The organism is Ruegeria arenilitoris (assembly GCF_013031355.1).
Classification (GTDB): Bacteria; Pseudomonadota; Alphaproteobacteria; order Rhodobacterales; family Rhodobacteraceae; genus Ruegeria; species Ruegeria arenilitoris_C.
This window is the reverse complement of sequence record NZ_WPZO01000001.1, coordinates 1,083,899-1,101,636: the sequence shown is the minus strand read 5'-3', so window position 1 is coordinate 1,101,636 and position 17,738 is coordinate 1,083,899. Positions and strand designations below refer to the sequence as shown.

The following is a 17,738-nucleotide window of genomic DNA, read 5'->3' as shown; positions in this document are numbered from 1 at the left end:
CTGCGATCCTGTAACAACAAAGGCCGCATCACCCGATGCGGCCTTTGCTATTTCCGGCGTGCTCAACCGAGGTCGTATTCCGGCCAGAGCGCCGGGTCGATACCGTCCAGCATCGGGCTTAGATGTTCAGACACGCTCTGCCATCCGCCGATCGATTTGGTTGAAATCTTGTTGCGGACCTGATCGATGCTGGCCGTTCTGACCTGTTTTTTGTTTTCTTCGGGGCGCATCATGGTCTCAGTCCATTTCAGTTCACAGAAGGCAGCCACCTGTTGGCTATAGGTTTTCGGGTCAGCCACCAGTTTTTCGTATGGCACGGTCAGAATGCGATCTCCGAACGCGGCGTCCCAGTGGGCCATGTAGCGACGATACATATTCGCCGAATGGGCAATGGAGGCGAGGTTCGAGGCATAACGCATCCCGCCAGCCGGGAACCTCCTGATCCATTTGGATAGTCCTACGTCGCGCGGATCCCGCAGCATATTGATGATTTTGGCATTGGGGAATGCCGCCAACAGGAAGCCGACGCGCTGATAGTTGTGCGGCATCTTATCGACAAAGGCGACAGACCCTTCAGGGACCGGTGGCATCAGCTTGCGGAACTGCTCGGCGAATTCCGTTGCATCTGTGGCTTTGAAAACTTGGTCTTCGTTTTCAAACTTGTGCGACAAGTCAGCGCCCAGCGTCAACTCTCCACAGCCTGCGACATCGGGGGGCGAGCTCAGCATCATCTCCATCAGGGTGGTGCCTGAGCGGGGTTGACCCAGAACGAAGATCGGAACCGGCACGTCGTTCAGGCCAGAGTCCGGCAGCTTTGCTCCAGCAGGGAACAGGCTGGTGATCCGGTCCAGTTTTTTCTCTTCCTCGGTGACATCATAGGGGTTGCTGTCATGTTGAATTGCGTTGGCGCGCGCAAATTGGGGCATGGCCGCGGCCAAGCCTTCAATTGTCGAGATCAGGTGCGCTTTGGCAAATTCCAACTCCAGATTGTCATTGTCACTGAGAGAGATAGCGCTCTCGACAGAGTCGAGCAGATTTGGAGCATCCTCCTTGGAAGCTATAGTCGACAATTGCATCAGGGATGCAGCATGATGCGGTTTTTCATCCAGAATGCGCCAAAGGATCTCTTTCGATCCGTCCTTGTCGCCGCTTTGATGCAGGTTCACCGATTTGTGGAACGCGATCTTTGTGTTTTCCGGCTCCAGCTTATAGGCATGGTCTATGTCCCGTGAGTTCTCGTCGACAAATCCGATCTTCGAATAAGCGCGGGCACGTTTGACCAGCAGGTCCACATCATCAGGCCCGTTTTCCAGCCTTTTGCTGGCATGTTCGACGATCATCCGCCAGTTTTCACCCTTTAGGTGGATCTCATCCAGAACGCGGTTCAGTTCCTTGTTGTTGGGAAACTGCTCCAGTTTTTGCTCGGTGTATTCCAGCGCCTTGAAAATTTGCCCGGTTTGCATCAGAGCATTGGCCAGGTTTTCCACAAATTGCGGATCGTCCGGTTTCATGCGGGATGCTTCAACGAAATGCGGGATCGATTTCTTGTACTGCTGCATTTCGGTCAGTACAAAGCCCGAGATGGCGTGGAAATCTGAATCCTTCGGGAATTTCTTGACACCCAGCTGTGCCTTTTTCAGCGCCTGTTGCAGCTTGCCTGCATCCAGAGCTGCCACGGCCTTGCCTTTGAGGGTTTTCGCTGTTTGATTTTGCATGAGACCCCGTGACACCCTGTGCCTGTTTGAAACAACTATTGATGGTTCATTACCCATGTGCGGACGGTTTGCAATAACCCTTCCCAATGATGCGATGGCGCAGCTGTTTTCTGCGCGCCCAGCCAACACACTACCATCGGTGCCGAATTTCAACGTCTGCCCGACAAATCAGGTGCATGTGGTTCGGGCCGGAGAGAGCGGGCGCAGGCTGGATCCGCTGCGCTGGGGATTTCTGCCGCATTGGTACAAGACCGAAACGGCCGGTCCCCTGCTGATCAATGCACGGGCCGAGACGCTGGCTGAAAAACCCGCGTTTCGCGCTGCCTGCCGGGAACGGCGGTGCCTGATTGTGGCGACGGGGTTCTACGAATGGACAAAGACCGAGCAGGGTACGCGCCTGCCTTGGTATATCCACCGCAAGGACGGCGCACCGATCGCTTTTGCGGGGGTCTGGCAGGATTGGGGCACAGATGAAGCCCGGCAAGGCACCTGTGCCATCGTGACGACGCCCGCCAACAGCCATCTCAGCGCCATCCACCACCGGATGCCGCTGATCCTAGAAGCTGACGACTGGCCTCTCTGGCTGGGTGAGGCCGGAAAGGGGGCCGCGCGCCTGATGCGGCCCGGCGCCGAGGATGTGCTGAACTTTTACCGTGTTGACTCGGCGGTGAATTCGAACCGCGCCAGCGGGTCTGACCTGATCGAACCGATTCCGGCATGACAGCGTGCCTTTTCAATGCAGGCTTGGCAGGATAGACCCCTGATATGGCTTTGAACTTCACCGACCTGCCCAGCCTTTATGCGCATGATTTCGATACGGTGATTGATGTGCGCAGCCCGGCAGAGTTTGCAGAGGATCATCTGCCCGGCGCCATCAATCTGCCGGTTCTGGACAATGACGAACGCGCCCGGGTGGGCACGATCTATGTGCAGGAAAGCCCGTTTCTGGCCCGCAAACTGGGCGCAGCGCTGGTGTTCCGCAACGCAGCCAACCACATCGAGCACAGCCTGTCGCATCACGAAGGGGGCTGGAAACCTCTGGTCTATTGCTGGCGGGGCGGGCAGAGGTCGGGGTCATTTACCTGGATGTTGCAACAGATCGGTTGGCGGGCCGAGGTGGTCGAGGGCGGGTATCGGACCTATCGGCGTCTGGTGAACCGATTTCTGTACGAAGACCCGTTGCCGCATCATCTGATCGCGTTGGACGGCTATACGGGCACGGCCAAGACAGACCTTCTGAAGCATCTGAAAACACGCGGCGTTCAGGTTCTGGACCTAGAAGGGCTGGCTAATCATCGCGGCTCGTTGCTGGGCGAGATGCCCGGTGGGCAACCCAGCCAGAAGGCGTTTGAATCCGCTCTGGCTGCAGCACTGTGCGGGCTCGATCCAGCGCGCCCTGTGGTGGTTGAGGCGGAGTCGTCCAAGATCGGAACCCTGATCCTGCCGCCAAGCGTCTGGACCGCTTTGCGTTGCGCGCCGCGTATTCAGGTTCAGGCGTCGATAGAGGCACGTACCGCCTATCTGGCTCGTGCCTATGACGACATTCTGTCGGATGCGGACCGGTTGCAGGATCGGCTTTCTCCGCTGCGGTTCCACCGGGGGCACGAGGTAGTGGATGGCTGGCTCGCCCTGATCGACGCCGGTGACAAACTGGCGCTGACTCGGGCGCTGATGGAGCAGCACTACGACCAGTCCTATGCCAAGTCCAGTCGCGCCCGCACCGCCGAGGTGGTTGCCCAAATCGAAGCGGCCACACTGGACGACGCGGGCCTGAACGACATGGCCGCGCGGATCGAGCGGATATTGGATCAGCTTTGAAGCCGCAGACCCGGTGTGTCGGACATGTGCCCGATTATGACCGCCGGATAGCCTGCGTGCCTCAGCTTTTCGCACAACCCCTGCGCCTGATCGGGCGCAACGGCGGCCAACAACCCCCCGGCGGTTTGCGGGTCAAACAACAGGTCAGCCTTGTCGCCAAACGGCAGATCCGGGACGATGGACCGGTTTTCGTCGAAAATCGTTGATCGGACGCCTTGGGCGCTCAACTCCAGCGCGCCAGCCGTCAGCGGAATTGCGTCCAGATCAAGTTCCGCGCCGCAGTCCGAGGCTTCGCACATCCCCAGCAGATGTCCGGCTAAACCAAACCCAGTCACGTCGGTCATCGCGTGGGCGCCTGCCAGAATGCGGGAGGCTTCTCCTTGCGGCTGAACCATCTGATGGAACGCAGCGACGACCCATTCGCCCCGGGCCTTGCCTGCCATTTCAGCAGCCATCAACACGCCGCTGCCCAAAGGTTTGGTCAATATCAGCGCGTCGCCCGGTTGGGCGCCTGACAGGGTGATCGGATCAGTCTCGCACAAGCCGGTGAGGGTGAAGCCGATGGTCATCTCATCGCCCATTGAGCTGTGGCCGCCGACAATCTCGGCACCGGCATCGCGTATGACCGCGGTCGCGGTGGCCATGATCTCGGCCATGGTCCGGTGCTGCAAGTCCGGCGACATGCGGGGTAGGATGATTGTTGCAGTTGCCGCTTGCGGGCTGGCGCCCATGGCCCAGATATCCCCCAGAGCGTGAACGGCGGCGATGCGGGTCATGAGCGCCGGGTCATTGGTGAAGCTGCGCAGATGGTCCGAAGTCATGACCTGCCGCGCCTCGCCGGTTGTCAGCAGTGCCGCGTCGTCGCCGGGTAGGGGGGTGATGTCAGAGCGCTCTGGCGCGGGCAGGGTGTGCAGCGCAGCCTGCAGCGCGCCGCGTCCAACTTTTGAGCCGCAACCACCACACATGGGCTTTTCGCCCAGTGCGCCCAACAGTCCCGCCGCGTGAAGCCGCGGCACGGAAGGGGGCGGCATTTCGGGCAGATCGCGGAACTTGTTCATAAAGGTCTGGTCGATGTGGTCCTTCCAGCGCCACATCAAGGGTCCGCTGAACGAGGTGCCCAGCCGCTCGGCCAGGGCAGATTTTCCGCCCAGCGAGATCAGTTTCAGGTAGTCCTTCTGCGGCTTGTACCGCCGCATCCGTCCTGCCCCCAATGCGGCACGCAGATTATCGAACAAGACCGGAGCTTCTCGTACCGCATAGACCCCCGCCTTGGGGCGCGGGTTTTCCGATAGATGGGCACAATCGCCGGCGGCAAAGATCTCTGGATCGCTGGATTGCAGGAAACCGTTCACCCGAACGTAGCCGTCTTGTAGATCAAGACCTGTTTGGGCGATCCAGTCATAAGGGCGGGCACCAGCGGCACCGGTCACGAAAGCGGCCGGAATTTCACGGCCATCCTCCAGAACGATATGATCGGCCTCGATGCGGGAAATGGGCGCATTTTCGATCAGATCAACGTTCAGATCAGCCATTGCCTTGCGAATGGTGGTGCCTGCCTTTGGCTTTGTGGCGGTCAGGGCTTGGGCGTTATCGATCAGGGTCACCTGCGCCGCACGGCCTTTGGCACGCAGGGCGTGGGCCATGGCCATCACCAGTTCAACGCCCGCCACGCCACCGCCGATCACCGCGACCGAGGCGGGGCCGGTGCCCTGCTGATATTCCGCCCACCGCGCCGCGAAAGGCCCCAGCGGTTTGGCCGGGATCGCATGGTCGGCAAAACCGGATAGGGCGGGCATGTCCGAGGTGATCCCCACATTGACCGAGGCCACATCGAACGCGATCGGAGGGCGATCAGGCACGTGAACCAGACGCCGATCAACGTCGATCCCTTCGACCAGGCCAAGGATGACGCGCGCACCGGCAAACCGGGCAAGGCGTACCAGATCGATATCCAGTTCACCGCGCTCATAATGCCCCGCGACAAAGCCGGGCAACATCCCGGAATAGGGCGCAGTGGGGCCGGGGTTGATTACCGTCACTCGCGCGCCCGGCAGCGGGTTCATCCCCCATTTCCGCAGCACCAGCGCATGGGTATGCCCTCCGCCAATCAGAACCAGATCACGGGTCAGGGGCAGCGGAGGGTGATGCATGTGTGTTAGTTCGCTGTGTGTTCAGGGACGTCTTCGACCTGTTCGACCGCGTGGGTGGCCCAAAGCTCATCCTCGCCCGCGTCCGGCAGATCGTTGGGCTTTTCATGACGGTGAATGTGCCATTTGGCAATGAACAGGGCCGTGATCGGCGCGGTCAGGAACAGGAACAGGGTGATCAGCAGTTCGTGAAGCGACAGGTGGTCTTCGATCAGAACCGAGTGACAGATCGAAGCCAGCAACACGCCGCCCACGCCCAGCGTCGTCGCCTTGGTGGGGGCGTGAAGACGGGACATCGGGTCTTTCAGCTTGATCATCCCAAACGACCCGACAAAGCCGAAAATGCCCGAGACAACCAGAAAGAACGCGATCAGAATTTCGAAAATGAACTCCATACCGCCCTCACTCGATGATATTGCCGCGCAGCATGAAGCGCGCATAAGCCACGGTTGAAACAAAGCCGAGCATGGCGATGATCATGGCGGCTTCGAAGAAAATTTCGGTTCCCAGAGCCAGGCCGTAAAGGATCATCAGCGCGATGGTGTTGATCACCATCGTATCCAGCGCCAGAACCCGGGTGCCGACACCTTCGGCCGAGATAATCCGATAAAGGCACAGCATAATGGCCGTTCCAAAACAGGCGAAGGCAAACCAGATCGCAACCTCGATCATTCGAAAATCTCCTTCAGGCGACGCTCATAGCGCTGTTTGATCTGATCCCGCACAGCATCAGGGTCGGGCGCATCCAGGCAGTGAACCAGCAGGTTGTGCCCCTGCGCCGACAGGTCTGAACTGACGGTGCCAGGGGTCATGGTGATGGTTCCGGCCAGAACCGTGATCGCCTCGGGCGTGCGCAGTTCCAGCGGAATGCAGATCCAGTTGGGTTGCCGGTCGGCATCGCGTTTGAACAGGATGATCCGAGCGACAGTGATATTGGCAATCACAATATCCCACAGCACCACCAGCATATATTCCACCACCATCGGCCAGTTGCGCAGCTTGGGCCGGTCAGGCCAGTAGGGCTGGGTGATGAACGGGATGATGATCCCCAGGATCAGGCCAAAGACCAGCGAGTTCAGCGAGGGTTTGTTGGCCAGCAGAACCCACACAATCGTCAACAGGAAGGTCAGGTGCGGGTGTGGGAAAATCCGGTGCAGAAGTCTCATCATTCTTCTCCTCCCAGAACGGCTGAGATGTAGTGTTCAGGCGTGAACAGCTGCTCAGCGGTTTTGCCAGCATAATTCAGAGCCGGACCCGCGAACAGGGTTAGCATGACAAGGCCCAGCACCAGCCCAAAGACGGACGTGAAGGCCAGCCCAGCGTTCAGCTCGGGGGCGGGCAGGGCGGGGGCTTCTTCGTCCTCTTCGGGGGCTGGGTTGTGCTCGGCGTCGTGGCTTTTCCAGAAAATCAGCGAACCCGCACGCGCCAGCCCGACGATGGTGACAAACGACCCAATCAGAACAACGGCCCAGATCGCGTTCGCATCCGGCGCGTCGCGGGACGCGTCCAGCACCAGCAGCTTGCCGATAAAGCCCGACAACGGAGGCATCCCTGCCAGCGCGATAGCGCCGACAAAGAACAAGGCCGAGATCAGACCGCTCTGTGGCATGGGTGTCTTGGGTTCGATGGATCCACCCTGACGCTCCATCACAAGGTCAGCCACAAGGAACAGCAATGCCGTCGCAAGGGTTGAATGGTAAATGTAGTAGAGCGCCGCGGCAGTGGCGGTTTCCGTGAACAGCGAAATGGCAATCAACAGCGTCCCCATCGATGCGATGGCGCAAAAGGCGACCATCCGCGCGATGTGCTGCGTTCCCAGAATGCCGATAACCCCAACGGCCAGTGTCACCAGTGCCGCCGGTTGCAGCCATGCGCCGACCAGTCCTTGTGTCGCCTCGACCTCGGGACCGAAGCCCAGCGTGTACATCCGCAAGATCGAATAAGCGCCGACCTTGGTCATAATCGCAAACAGCGCGGCCACCGGCAGGGGCGCGTTGGCATAGCTTGCGGGCAGCCAGAAGTGCAGCGGCAGAACGGCGGCCTTGATGCAGAACACCAGCAGCAGCAGCACGGCCCCCACACGCAGCAGCGCCGTATCGTCGGCGGGCAGTTCCGCCACGCGCACTGCCATGTCCGCCATATTCAGCGTCCCGGTCACGCCATAGAGCGTCCCCAGCGCAAACAAGAACAGGGTCGAGCCCAGAAGGTTATAGGCAACATACTGAACGCCTGCCTTCAGGCGCACCGCGCCACCGCCGTGCGTCATCAGGCCGTAGGATGCGATCAGCAGGACCTCGAAGAACACGAACAGGTTGAATGCGTCGCCAGTTAGAAAGGCACCACAGACACCCATGAGCTGGAAATGAAACAGCGCGTGGAAGTGCTTGCCCCTCTCGTCCCAACCCGACGCAATGGCATAAAGCACAATGGGCAAGGCCAGCAGGGCGGTCAGCAGGACCATCATGGCCGACAGCCGATCCAGCACCATCACAATGCCGAACGGCGCGGGCCAGTTGCCCAGCTCATAGACCTGAATATCGCCGCCAGAGGCCTGCGCGGTGATGGTCAGGGCAATCCCCAGCAGGCCCACCACACCAGCGACCGAGAAAATGCGCTGCAGGTCCAGATGGTATCGCAGGACCATGATGATGAACGGGGCCAGGATCGCGGGCAGGACGATCGGCGCTACGATCCAGTGGTTCATGCGTCTTCTCCCGGCGCGTCCACGCTGTCCTGCGCGGTCATGTCGATATGGTCATCCTTCGAGGACAGATAGGCCGAAAGTGCAATCATCACGATCACCGCCGTCATTCCGAACGAAATCACGATTGCCGTCAGAACCAGCGCCTGCGGCAGCGGATCGGTATAGGGGACGTCTTCGTATTTGTTCAGAACAGCGGGCGCGTCTAGCGCCAGCCGACCGGTGGCGAACAGGAACACGTTCACCGCATAAGTGATCAGTGACAGGCCCAGGATCACGGGGAATGTCCGACGGCGCAGGATCAGGAAAATCCCGGCAGCGGTCAGAATGCCTACGGCTGAGGCTACGAGCGCTTCCATCAGGCCTGCTCCTTCTTTTCGTCTTCTTTCAGATCATCCCGCAGCGGGTTGATATCCATCGGGAATTCCTGTGCCATGCCCGGCTGCCACGCAAAGCGCGAAAGGCTGTCCAGCGCCAGCATCACCGCGCCCAGAACGGCAAGGAACACACCGGTGTCAAACAGGATCGCGGTGGCCCATTCGAACTCTTCCAGCGGTGGCCAGTGGATGTAGCCAAAGTCGCTGGTCAGGAAGGGACGGTCATTGAACCATGCGCCCAAACCGGTTGCGGCGGCGATCAGCACACCCCAGCCGATTGTGCCGTGGTAATAGAACCGCTGCCGTTCAATGGCCCAGGTGTAGCCGCTGGCCATGTATTGCATCAGATACGCAATGGCCACGACCAGACCGGCAATGAAACCGCCACCTGGCTGGTTGTGTCCGCGGAAAAAGATGTAGGCACCAACCATCAGGGCAATGGGCATCATCACGCGGGTCGCGACCACCATCATCAGCGGATGCGAGTCCCCCGATTGTGGCCAATGCGGCTTGCGGTTCAGCAGATAGGCGCGGACGTTCGAGCCCAGAACAGCTTCGGTCAGGGCAAAGATGATCAGGGCGGCGATACCCAGAACGATGATCTCTCCAAAGGTATCAAAGCCCCGGAAGTCGACCAGGATCACGTTGACCACGTTGGTGCCCCCACCGCCTTTGTACGAGTTCGCCAGATGGAACTCCGAGATTGTCGGGAAGGCAAAATCGCGCAGCATCAGCGCATAGATCAGCCCGCCGGTGCCAAGACCCGCCACGACCGAGATCGCCGCATCGCGCCAGCGGCGTGCGGCGCTGCTGTCCCAGGGTGTATCCGTGGGCAGGAAGTTCAGCGACAGCAGCAACAGGATCATCGTCACCACCTCGACCGAGATCTGCGTCAGCGCCAGGTCCGGGGCCGAGAGGTAGTTGAACGCCATCGAGACGATCAGGCCGACCACGCCGATCAGCACCAGTGACAACAGGCGGTTGCGGTGGAACCACATGATCGCCAGCGTTGCGGCTACCAGACAGATCCAGCCGATGAACGGGATGATCTGAATCGGCAAAGGCTCGCGCGTTTCCGGACCAATCGTCCCGGTCGTATAGGCGTAGTAGCCAAGCCCGACGGTGAAGGCGATCAGGATAATCGCATAGCGGCTGATCACGCCGTTGTGCAGCGTGTCGGTGACCCAGCGGCTGAACGCGGTCAAGGCACCGATCACGGCTTCAAAGATCGTCTTGGCCTCGGGGCGGGGCAGGACGTTCCAAAGCGCCTCTCCCCGACGGTGCAGCGCCAGTAGGAACAGACCGCCCAGCGTGGCCACGGCGGACATGTACAGCGCGGGCGTAAACCCATGCCACAGTTTCAGCGAGTAATAGGGCAGTTTCTCACCTCCGATTACCGCGCTGGACACCACTGCAACCAGAGGTCCGACAATAGCCGCCGAATACAGACCGATCAGAACCACCAGCACCACAAGGAAGGCCGGGGCCAGCCACAGGCCCACGGGCGGGTCATGCGGATGATGTGGGTAATCGGTGCGTTGCGGGCCAAGGAAGACATGGCTGACAAAGCGGAAGGAATAGGCGGCCGAGAACAGCGCCGCCAGCAGCGCCAGTCCCGGCACCAGATAATGCGAGTTCAGCCACGTGGTGTGGACCGTCTCCTCCAGCATCATTTCCTTGGACAGGAAGCCGTTCAACGGCGGCAGACCGGCCATGGACAGGGCGGCAATCGTGCCGATGGTAAAAGTAATCGGCATCAGTTGCCGCAGCCCGCCCAGCCGTTTGATGTCGCGGGTTCCGGCCTCGTGATCTACGATCCCGGCAGTCATGAACAGCGCGGCCTTGAAGGTCGCGTGGTTGATGATGTGAAAGATCGCGGCCACGGCGGCAATCTTGGTGCCAAAGCCCAGTAGCATCGTGACCAGACCCAGATGCGACACGGTCGAAAACGCCAACAGCGCCTTGAGGTCGTCCTTGAACAGCGCGATGCAGGCACCGATCAGCATGGTCACCAGACCGGTGGTCGCGACGATATAGAACCATGCATCGGTCCCCGCCAAAACCGGCCACATCCGCGCCATCAGGAACAGCCCGGCCTTCACCATCGTGGCCGAGTGCAGATAGGCCGAAACCGGTGTTGGCGCGGCCATCGCGTGCGGCAGCCAGAAGTGGAACGGGAACTGCGCCGACTTGGTGAAACAGCCTAGAAGGATCAGGATCAGCGCCGGCATGTAATAAGGCGAGGCCTGTATCAGTTCCTTGTTCTGCAGGATCACGCTCAGGTCATAGGACCCCACGATATTGCCCAGGATCAACATCCCGGCAATCATCGCCAACCCGCCGGAACCGGTCACGGCCAGCGCCATCCGCGCGCCTTGGCGGCCCTCGGGCAGGTGTTTCCAATAGCCGATCAGAAGGAATGAGCTGAGCGACGTAAGTTCCCAGAAAATAAGCAGAAGCAGGATGTTGTCGGACAAAACAATCCCGACCATCGCGCCCTGAAACAGCAGCAGGTAGGTATAGAACTGCCCCATCGGATCTTCGCGCGAAAGGTAGAACCGCGCGTAAAGGATGATCAGCAACCCGATACCCAAGATCAGCAGGGCAAACAGGAACCCCAGACCGTCCAGCATGAAGTTCGCATTCAGACCCAGTGCACGTATCCACTCGAACCGGGCGGTCACAACCTCTCCGCGCATGACTGCGGGGATGTGGATCAACAGCCCCATGAGCGCCAGGAATGTGGTCAGGCCTGCTGCCGAGGCGGCTGCGTTTCGTCCTGCCCGGATCAGAAGGGCTGGGAATACAGCTCCGAGGAAGGGAAGGGCCGCGATGAGGAATAGGGACAAGTGCGATACTCCGGTCTGAGCGGTCAATAGTAGTCCTGATTTTGTAAGGATAATTTTCTGACTGTCCAGCTATTGCAAGTTTTTCACTGCGTTCTAGGGCAATGAAACTGACGGCATTTCAGGTGCGAAATAATGACGCGAACTTGATCTGAGGATCGAATTTACGCGCAGCAGCGCCCGAGTGATTGTGGTAAAACCGCCCTATCGGCTCAGGAGGGCGCTGAATGGCAATCAAGGTGAACCGGACCCGAAGGTGGGTTTTGCTGGGTGGTGTCACCGCCATCGCCACCGGTTTTGCCATCCGGGAGTATCGCCTGATCCCTCAGGATTATTCGGGCGGTCACCTCAGTGTTTCGGACGCGCATGAGCAGGCGCTGTCGGGCGATATCCTGTTGGTGGACATCCGTACCCCGCGCGAGTGGACGGCCACTGGCATTGGCGAAGGGGCCCTTCCGCTGGACATGCGCCGTGATGATTTTGAACAGGCGCTGACAGAACTGACAGGCGGAGACCGCAATGCTCCGGTCGCGTTGATCTGCGCCCGTGGGGTACGGTCGGCCCGTCTGAGCAATCGGCTGTCTGAGGCCGGGTTTACAAATATCTTAGATGTGCCCGAGGGTATGTTGGGGTCGGCCGCAGGGCCGGGATGGGTGCGCGCCGGGTTGCCGGTTGAGCGCAATACAGGAGAGACTGGATGATCCGTGAATTGACGCTGGCAACCGGGCTGGTGCTGGCGGGGCAAGCTGGTCTTGCCGCGTGTGCCGATCAGGAAGGTGTGTGCGAAACCGCCTCAGGCGGCTATCACATCGAACTGTCCGAGGCGGAAAACCCGCCGTTGGTCGTGTTCCTGCACGGCTATGGCGGCAGCGGTGCTGGCACAATGAAGAACCGCAGCATGGTCGAGCCCCTTTTGGCGCGCGGATATGCCGTAATGGCGCCCGAAGGGCTTGAGCGGCCGAACCGCGACGGAATTAAAAGCTGGAACTTCTATCCGGGATTTGGCGAGCGGGATGAGACCGCGTTTCTGACCGAAGCCGTTCAGGATGCGGCAGACAGGTTCGGGGTCGACACCGAGAGGGTTGTACTGGGCGGGTTTTCTGCCGGTGCGTTTATGGTCTACTATCTGGCTTGCGCCGCCCCGGACACGTTTTCGGCCTATGTTCCGGTGTCGGGCGGGTTCTGGCGTCCACACCCCGAGGCTTGCGAAGGCCCGGTGCGGTTGTTTCACACCCATGGCTGGACCGACAACGTAGTGCCGCTGGAGGGGCGGCTACTGGGCGGCGGTCGGTTCCATCAGGGCGATATTTTTGCCGGTCTGGAGATCTGGCGCGTTGCCAACGAGTGCGTCGACACCAAACCCAGCGGGTTCTCTACCACCGGCCAATTCATGCGCCGCTATTGGACCGGATGCGCCGAAGGCAGCGCGCTGGAATTCGCGCTGTTCCCCGGCGGTCACGGGGTACCCAAGGGCTGGGCGGACATGATGGTGGATTGGTACGAAGGTCTGCCCGGCGGTTGATCACTCTGCCGGGGTCATCACGCCTTTGCCCTCGATCAGACGCTTCAACTCGTTCCGATGGCGCCGGGCCGAACGGGTGATCGCGGGTTCGCGGAAATCCTCTCTCATCCCGACCATACGCCGTGCAGCGCCAGCCGAGACACCGCTGAGCGCGGACAGAGGAATGGCCAGTGCAAGGCTGATCGCGATCGGGGCCAACCAGACCGAGACGAGACCGGACAGGATACCAACGCTCAGCGCGACGCCGCTGATGGTTTCCAGGGTGTGGCACAGGATCAGGGTGCGCAGGCTATAGGTGCCGCCGTCGCGTGCCTGCGGGGACCAGCCCTTTTGAATGCCAAGCGCCGTGCGGAACACAGCGATCATCTGCTGCACCATCAGGATCGGAGCGTAGAGGATCGACAGAACCACCTCGGCCAGGAAGGACGTCACAAACTTGGACCCGCCGCCGAATTCCGCATAGCGCACACCGCTCAGGGGCAGGGCCAGAACGCCCAGCACTTTGGGGGCGAGCAACATCGCGTACATGACCAGAATGATCAGCACGTGGCGGGTTTCCGACATCTCAGGCCATTGAGGGAACAATGGGTTGTCGGGGCTGAAATAATGCAGGACAGAGGCATCCTCGCCCTGACCAATCAGCGCCCACATCACCAGCAGCGCGAACCACAGCGGCGACATTAAATACCCGACCGCACCATGGAACATGTGGAACCGTGACACGGCGCGGAACCCCGTCGAGCCTAACAGTTTCAGGTGCTGCAGGTTGCCCTGACACCAGCGGCGGTCGCGCAGGGCATGATCAATCAGCGTGGGAGGGGTTTCTTCGTAAGAGCCCCGAATACGCGGCAGGAAGCGCACGCCCCAACCGGCGCGACGCAGCAGACCGGCCTCGACGAAATCGTGGCTCATGATCAGCTTTTCCTGACCATTGTAGGCCCGCAGCTTCGGCAGGCCCGCGCTTGTGGCAAAGGCACGTGTGCGGATGATGGCGTTGTGCCCCCAATAGTTGCCTTCTTGACCGCACCAGCGGGCCAGACCTTCGGCAAAGGCGATGCCGTAGACGCCATTGGCGAATTGCTGCATTCGGGCAAAGACCGACTGCGCGCCGATCAATTGCGGGTAACTCTGGATCAAACCTGCACCCGGATCGCGCGCCAGTGAGTCCGTGAGTCGCAGAATGGCGCGCCCGGTCATCAGACTGTCGGCATCCAGCACCAGCATCGCGTCCCAATCGGCGCCCCAGCGGCTGACCCAATCGGCGATATTGCCAACCTTGCGGTCGGTGTTTTCTTCACGCCGACGGTAATACAGCTCCAGACCGGGAGCGAGGGTGGTTCGCAGCGCCTCGACACTGGCCTGCTCCTGGGCCGCGATCTCGGGGTCGCGGGTGTCGGAGAGGATGAACATGGCATAGTGGTGCTGACCACCGCGCGCACGCAGATCTTCAAGCATCGTGCGGGCGTTGCCCAGCACGTTCCACGGCACTTCGTTGTAGACCGGCGTCAGCAGCGCCACGCGCAGCGGCTGCGGGCGAGTTTCGCGTTTCGGCTGCTCCTGCCGCGACAGGGACACCATGCCCAGCAACACGGTGCAGACCGTGAAGGAAATCCAGAAGAAGTTGAACGAGATCAGCGCCAGCAGGATTGCTTCGATCAGGTTGATCCCTTCGGCGCCGAACCAATCGCTCATGACCCACAACAGGCCCAGCGTGGCCGCCATGGCAGGGGAAAACGCAAGCGCGCGCCAGAACCCAGCCGAGGGGCGCTGACCCGATGGCACCTGCGCATCCCGGAAATCCGCGCTGAAATCTTGCGCGGGCATGGCCAAGGGCGCCTCGGGGGGCATGATGTGCAAGTCTTGGGTCATGCGGTCCAACGATAAAGCCAGACCTCAGAGGCCGGTTGTTTGTCTTTCAGCAACTGCGCACGCAGTTCCACGTGGTTGCGGTCGCCCGGCTGGAACGAAAAGGCCAGTCGCAGGCCGCCTGTGTCGGGGTTGCGTTGCAATACGCCCTCGGATGTTTCAGCATGGGGAGAGTCGACAAAGATCGTCATCGCTTCGGGGTCTTCGAACAGCTCGCTTTCCTCAAAGTCGATGACGGCCAGACGGCCTTCGCCAAAGGTGTTGTCGCCCATTGCGGTATTGATCACGCGCGGCATCGGCGTGCGCTGGGGTTCCTCGCCCCAGATTAGGCGATAGGACAGATCGACCTGACTGCCTGCCGCATAGGGTTCCATCGGGCGCCAATAGGCGACGATGTTGTCATAGATTTCCTGATCGGCCGGAATCTCGACCAGAGTGACGGCTCCCTTGCCCCAATCGCCATTGGGTTCGACCCACAGGCCCGGGCGCTTGTGGTAATTCGCCTCAAGATCGGCGTAGTCCGAGAACTCACGCTTGCGCTGCAACAGGCCAAACCCGCGCGGGTTCATGTCGACGAAGGACGAGAATTGCAGGCGCGTGGGGTTGGCCAGCGGTCGCCACAGCACCTCTCCGGCACCGTTGCGGATCAGCAGGCCGTCGCTGTCATGCACGGCGGGGCGGAAATCGTCGAAGCGGCTGTGGTTGGTCTGATCGAAAAGGAACATCGAGGTACCCGGCGCGATGCCGACATGGGTCAGCTCTACGCGCGGGAACAGAGTGGCCTCGATATCCATCACGCAATCCGCACCGGCCGTCACTTTGAACCGGTAGGCACCGGTCACGCTGGGGCTGTCCATCAGCGCGTGGACCACCATTTCACGCTGACCAGGTTTCGGGCGTTCCAGCCAAAAGCGTATGAATTCGGGGAACTCCTCGCCGTCCGGGTCGCCGGTTTTCAGGGCCAGACCGCGGGCGGACAGGCCGTAGACTTCGTGCAGGCCAATGGCGCGGAAATAGCTGGCTCCTTGCCAGACGCAGAATTCGTCGGTCTTGCCGGGTCGGTGCATTTCGGTGCGCAGGCGCAGGCCGGAAAAACCCAGCGTGTCGTCGATCGGCAATTCTGGCACGTCCTCGGATTTGTCGAACATGCTCAGGTCAAAGGCGACAGGCGAGGCCATCCCGTTTTCGACTGTCATCACCTTAACCGTACGCGGGAAGTACAGGCCGGGGGTGAAGAAATCTACGTTGAAAGGCGTCTCGGTCTCATACCAAAGCGCGCGGTCCAGACGGAACCGGATCGAGCGGTATTGCTCATATGTCAGGTCCTGCCATTCCTGCGGTACCATTTCGCGTTCAGCATAAGGCTGGCTGGCCAATTCCCGGGCCATTGCGATGACGTCGTTGCGGTCAAACGGAGTTTCCCCACCGGTGGCAAACGTGGCCGGCGCAAAGGCAAGCGCCGAAGTCGAGGCCAGAAATGCGCGACGTGTAAAGTTCATTTTTTCGACTTCCAGGGTTGTGACTTGAACCAAGCGGCCATGTAAGCAACGCCGATGATCATCGCAAATCCAATCATGTTGGCGACGAACACACTGGCAACATCCCGCCCACTCAGGTCCAGTCCGACGCCGATAAGTCGTGCTGCTGCCATGGAAAACACGAATACTGCCAGCGATTGCTGCCCGACCTTGGTGATCACGGTCAGCAGGAATTGCCAGACCTTGGCGGCTGCTCCGTGCCCGGTGGCGATCAGGCGGTGGCCGTGCTCTCCGGCGACGACCCAGCCCAGATAGGCCAGTGACAGGAAGTGCAGGTAACGGAACAGGCCAAAGTCGGTCTTGTCGCGGAGTTCCTTGGTGACCGGCCAGACCTTGCGGATTTCCTCGGCCAGATCTGGGGCAGCCGCGTTGATCCAGGTGAACACTTTCCACGAACCAAATGGCATCGAGAAGATCAGGAACAGTGCCGCCGTCCAGATCAGGGTCTTCGATACCGGAGGGGCAGGAATCCAACCGCGCATGAAGGCGAACCCGGTGAAGAACAGCAACTGCCAGCCAAAGGGGTTGAAGAACCACTGACGGTCCGACCACGGCTCGGCCGGCAAGTCCAGAACGTCGGTCTGTGCCACTAGCCACAGCGTGACCGAGGTCAAGGCGACCGCCCAGAACCCGATCCGTGACAGGCCCATGACCAGCGGCATCATCGCCAGAACCACCAGATACATCGGCAGGATGTCAAAGTAGTTCGGCACATAAGTCAGGGTGAACATCCCGACGATCTGCGGCGCCGGGTCGTTGAAGAAATGCTGCAGGTTCAGTGATGAGATGTAGCTTTTCTCGAACAGCCCGCTTTGATCCAGCGCCGCCATGGTCATGGCGACAAAGAAGAACAGCGCGATATGCGCCCAGTAGACTTGCCAGATGCGGAAGGCGACACGGGCTGTGCCCATCCACCAGCCTTTGCGCAGAAACGCGCCGCCGAATGCAATGGCTGAGGCCATGCCCGAGCAGAACACGAAAATCTCGGTCGCGTCCGAAAATCCGAAGCGGGCCGGTATCCACTTGGCCCACGGGTCGTTAGGGATATGCGCGATCAGAATAATGAACATCGCGATGCCGCGATAGAAATCCAGCCGCGGGTCGCGCGTGCGCGCAGGGGTAACCGTCGAGGCCACCACAGGCGCAAAATCAGAAGCGGGCGAAGCTGTCGCCATACGTATTCTGTCCTTCTTGGTCTTTTATTGTTT

General features: G+C 60.4%; 15 protein-coding genes. 4 read left to right on the top strand and 11 right to left on the bottom strand.

Annotation, left to right across the window (positions count from 1 at the left end; translation table 11 throughout):
• Positions 1 to 62: 62 nt before the first annotated feature.
• A complete protein-coding gene (locus GOX63_RS05460; protein WP_170325465.1) occupies positions 63 to 1,715 on the bottom strand; it encodes a tetratricopeptide repeat-containing sulfotransferase family protein in 1,653 nt (550 codons plus the stop codon).
• 55 nt (positions 1,716 to 1,770) lie between these two features.
• Here GOX63_RS05460 and GOX63_RS05455 point away from each other — a divergent pair, with 55 nt between their 5' ends.
• Positions 1,771 to 2,436, top strand: coding sequence for an SOS response-associated peptidase (locus GOX63_RS05455; RefSeq protein WP_170325464.1), 666 nt, complete (start codon positions 1,771 to 1,773; stop codon positions 2,434 to 2,436).
• 44 nt (positions 2,437 to 2,480) lie between these two features.
• Positions 2,481 to 3,533 (top strand): tRNA 2-selenouridine(34) synthase MnmH, encoded by a 1,053-nt coding sequence (gene mnmH, locus GOX63_RS05450; protein WP_170545010.1) that lies wholly within the window; start codon positions 2,481 to 2,483, stop codon positions 3,531 to 3,533.
• On the opposite strand, the gene selD is transcribed toward mnmH, so the two are convergent.
• Genes selD through GOX63_RS05415 form a run of 7 tightly spaced genes read right to left on the bottom strand, consistent with a single transcriptional unit; the run spans position 3,524 to position 11,607 of the window.
• The gene (selD, locus tag GOX63_RS05445; RefSeq protein ID WP_170545007.1) at positions 3,524 to 5,683 is read right to left on the bottom strand and encodes a selenide, water dikinase SelD; all 2,160 of its coding nucleotides are present in this window, start codon (positions 5,681 to 5,683) and stop codon (positions 3,524 to 3,526) included. The genes mnmH and selD overlap by 10 nt on opposite strands.
• A 5-nt stretch (positions 5,684 to 5,688) precedes the next feature.
• Positions 5,689 to 6,075, bottom strand: a complete 387-nt coding sequence (locus tag GOX63_RS05440; protein ID WP_170325461.1) for a Na+/H+ antiporter subunit G — start codon at positions 6,073 to 6,075, stop codon at positions 5,689 to 5,691.
• Between the two features lie 7 nt (positions 6,076 to 6,082).
• Entirely contained in the window at positions 6,083 to 6,352 is a 270-nt protein-coding gene (locus tag GOX63_RS05435) for a K+/H+ antiporter subunit F (RefSeq protein WP_170325459.1), read from the bottom strand.
• Positions 6,349 to 6,846, bottom strand: a complete 498-nt coding sequence (locus tag GOX63_RS05430) for a Na+/H+ antiporter subunit E (RefSeq protein WP_170325556.1) — start codon at positions 6,844 to 6,846, stop codon at positions 6,349 to 6,351. The genes GOX63_RS05435 and GOX63_RS05430 overlap by 4 nt, the downstream gene beginning before the upstream one ends.
• Complete coding sequence (locus tag GOX63_RS05425; RefSeq protein WP_170325458.1) at positions 6,846 to 8,384, bottom strand: monovalent cation/H+ antiporter subunit D; 1,539 nt, start codon at positions 8,382 to 8,384, stop codon at positions 6,846 to 6,848. The genes GOX63_RS05430 and GOX63_RS05425 overlap by 1 nt, the downstream gene beginning before the upstream one ends.
• A complete protein-coding gene (locus GOX63_RS05420) occupies positions 8,381 to 8,740 on the bottom strand; it encodes a Na+/H+ antiporter subunit C (protein WP_170325456.1) in 360 nt (119 codons plus the stop codon). The genes GOX63_RS05425 and GOX63_RS05420 overlap by 4 nt, the downstream gene beginning before the upstream one ends.
• Positions 8,740 to 11,607, bottom strand: a complete 2,868-nt coding sequence (locus tag GOX63_RS05415; RefSeq protein WP_170325455.1) for a monovalent cation/H+ antiporter subunit A — start codon at positions 11,605 to 11,607, stop codon at positions 8,740 to 8,742. Before GOX63_RS05415 ends, GOX63_RS05420 begins: the two co-directional genes overlap by 1 nt.
• A gap of 224 nt (positions 11,608 to 11,831) precedes the next feature.
• Here GOX63_RS05415 and GOX63_RS05410 point away from each other — a divergent pair, with 224 nt between their 5' ends.
• Together GOX63_RS05410 and GOX63_RS05405 are read left to right on the top strand one after the other, a co-directional pair.
• Positions 11,832 to 12,305 (top strand): rhodanese-like domain-containing protein, encoded by a 474-nt coding sequence (locus GOX63_RS05410; RefSeq protein WP_170325454.1) that lies wholly within the window; start codon positions 11,832 to 11,834, stop codon positions 12,303 to 12,305.
• A complete protein-coding gene (locus tag GOX63_RS05405) occupies positions 12,302 to 13,126 on the top strand; it encodes an alpha/beta hydrolase family esterase (RefSeq protein WP_170325453.1) in 825 nt (274 codons plus the stop codon). Before GOX63_RS05410 ends, GOX63_RS05405 begins: the two co-directional genes overlap by 4 nt.
• On the opposite strand, the gene mdoH is transcribed toward GOX63_RS05405, so the two are convergent.
• Genes mdoH through GOX63_RS05390 form a run of 3 tightly spaced genes read right to left on the bottom strand, consistent with a single transcriptional unit; the run spans position 13,127 to position 17,705 of the window.
• Positions 13,127 to 14,995 (bottom strand): glucans biosynthesis glucosyltransferase MdoH, encoded by a 1,869-nt coding sequence (mdoH, locus tag GOX63_RS05400; protein WP_170325452.1) that lies wholly within the window; start codon positions 14,993 to 14,995, stop codon positions 13,127 to 13,129.
• Positions 14,992 to 16,491 (bottom strand): glucan biosynthesis protein, encoded by a 1,500-nt coding sequence (locus GOX63_RS05395; protein WP_170325451.1) that lies wholly within the window; start codon positions 16,489 to 16,491, stop codon positions 14,992 to 14,994. Before GOX63_RS05395 ends, mdoH begins: the two co-directional genes overlap by 4 nt.
• A complete protein-coding gene (locus GOX63_RS05390; protein ID WP_170325449.1) occupies positions 16,488 to 17,705 on the bottom strand; it encodes an OpgC family protein in 1,218 nt (405 codons plus the stop codon). The genes GOX63_RS05395 and GOX63_RS05390 overlap by 4 nt, the downstream gene beginning before the upstream one ends.
• Between the last annotated feature and the right edge of the window lie 33 nt (positions 17,706 to 17,738).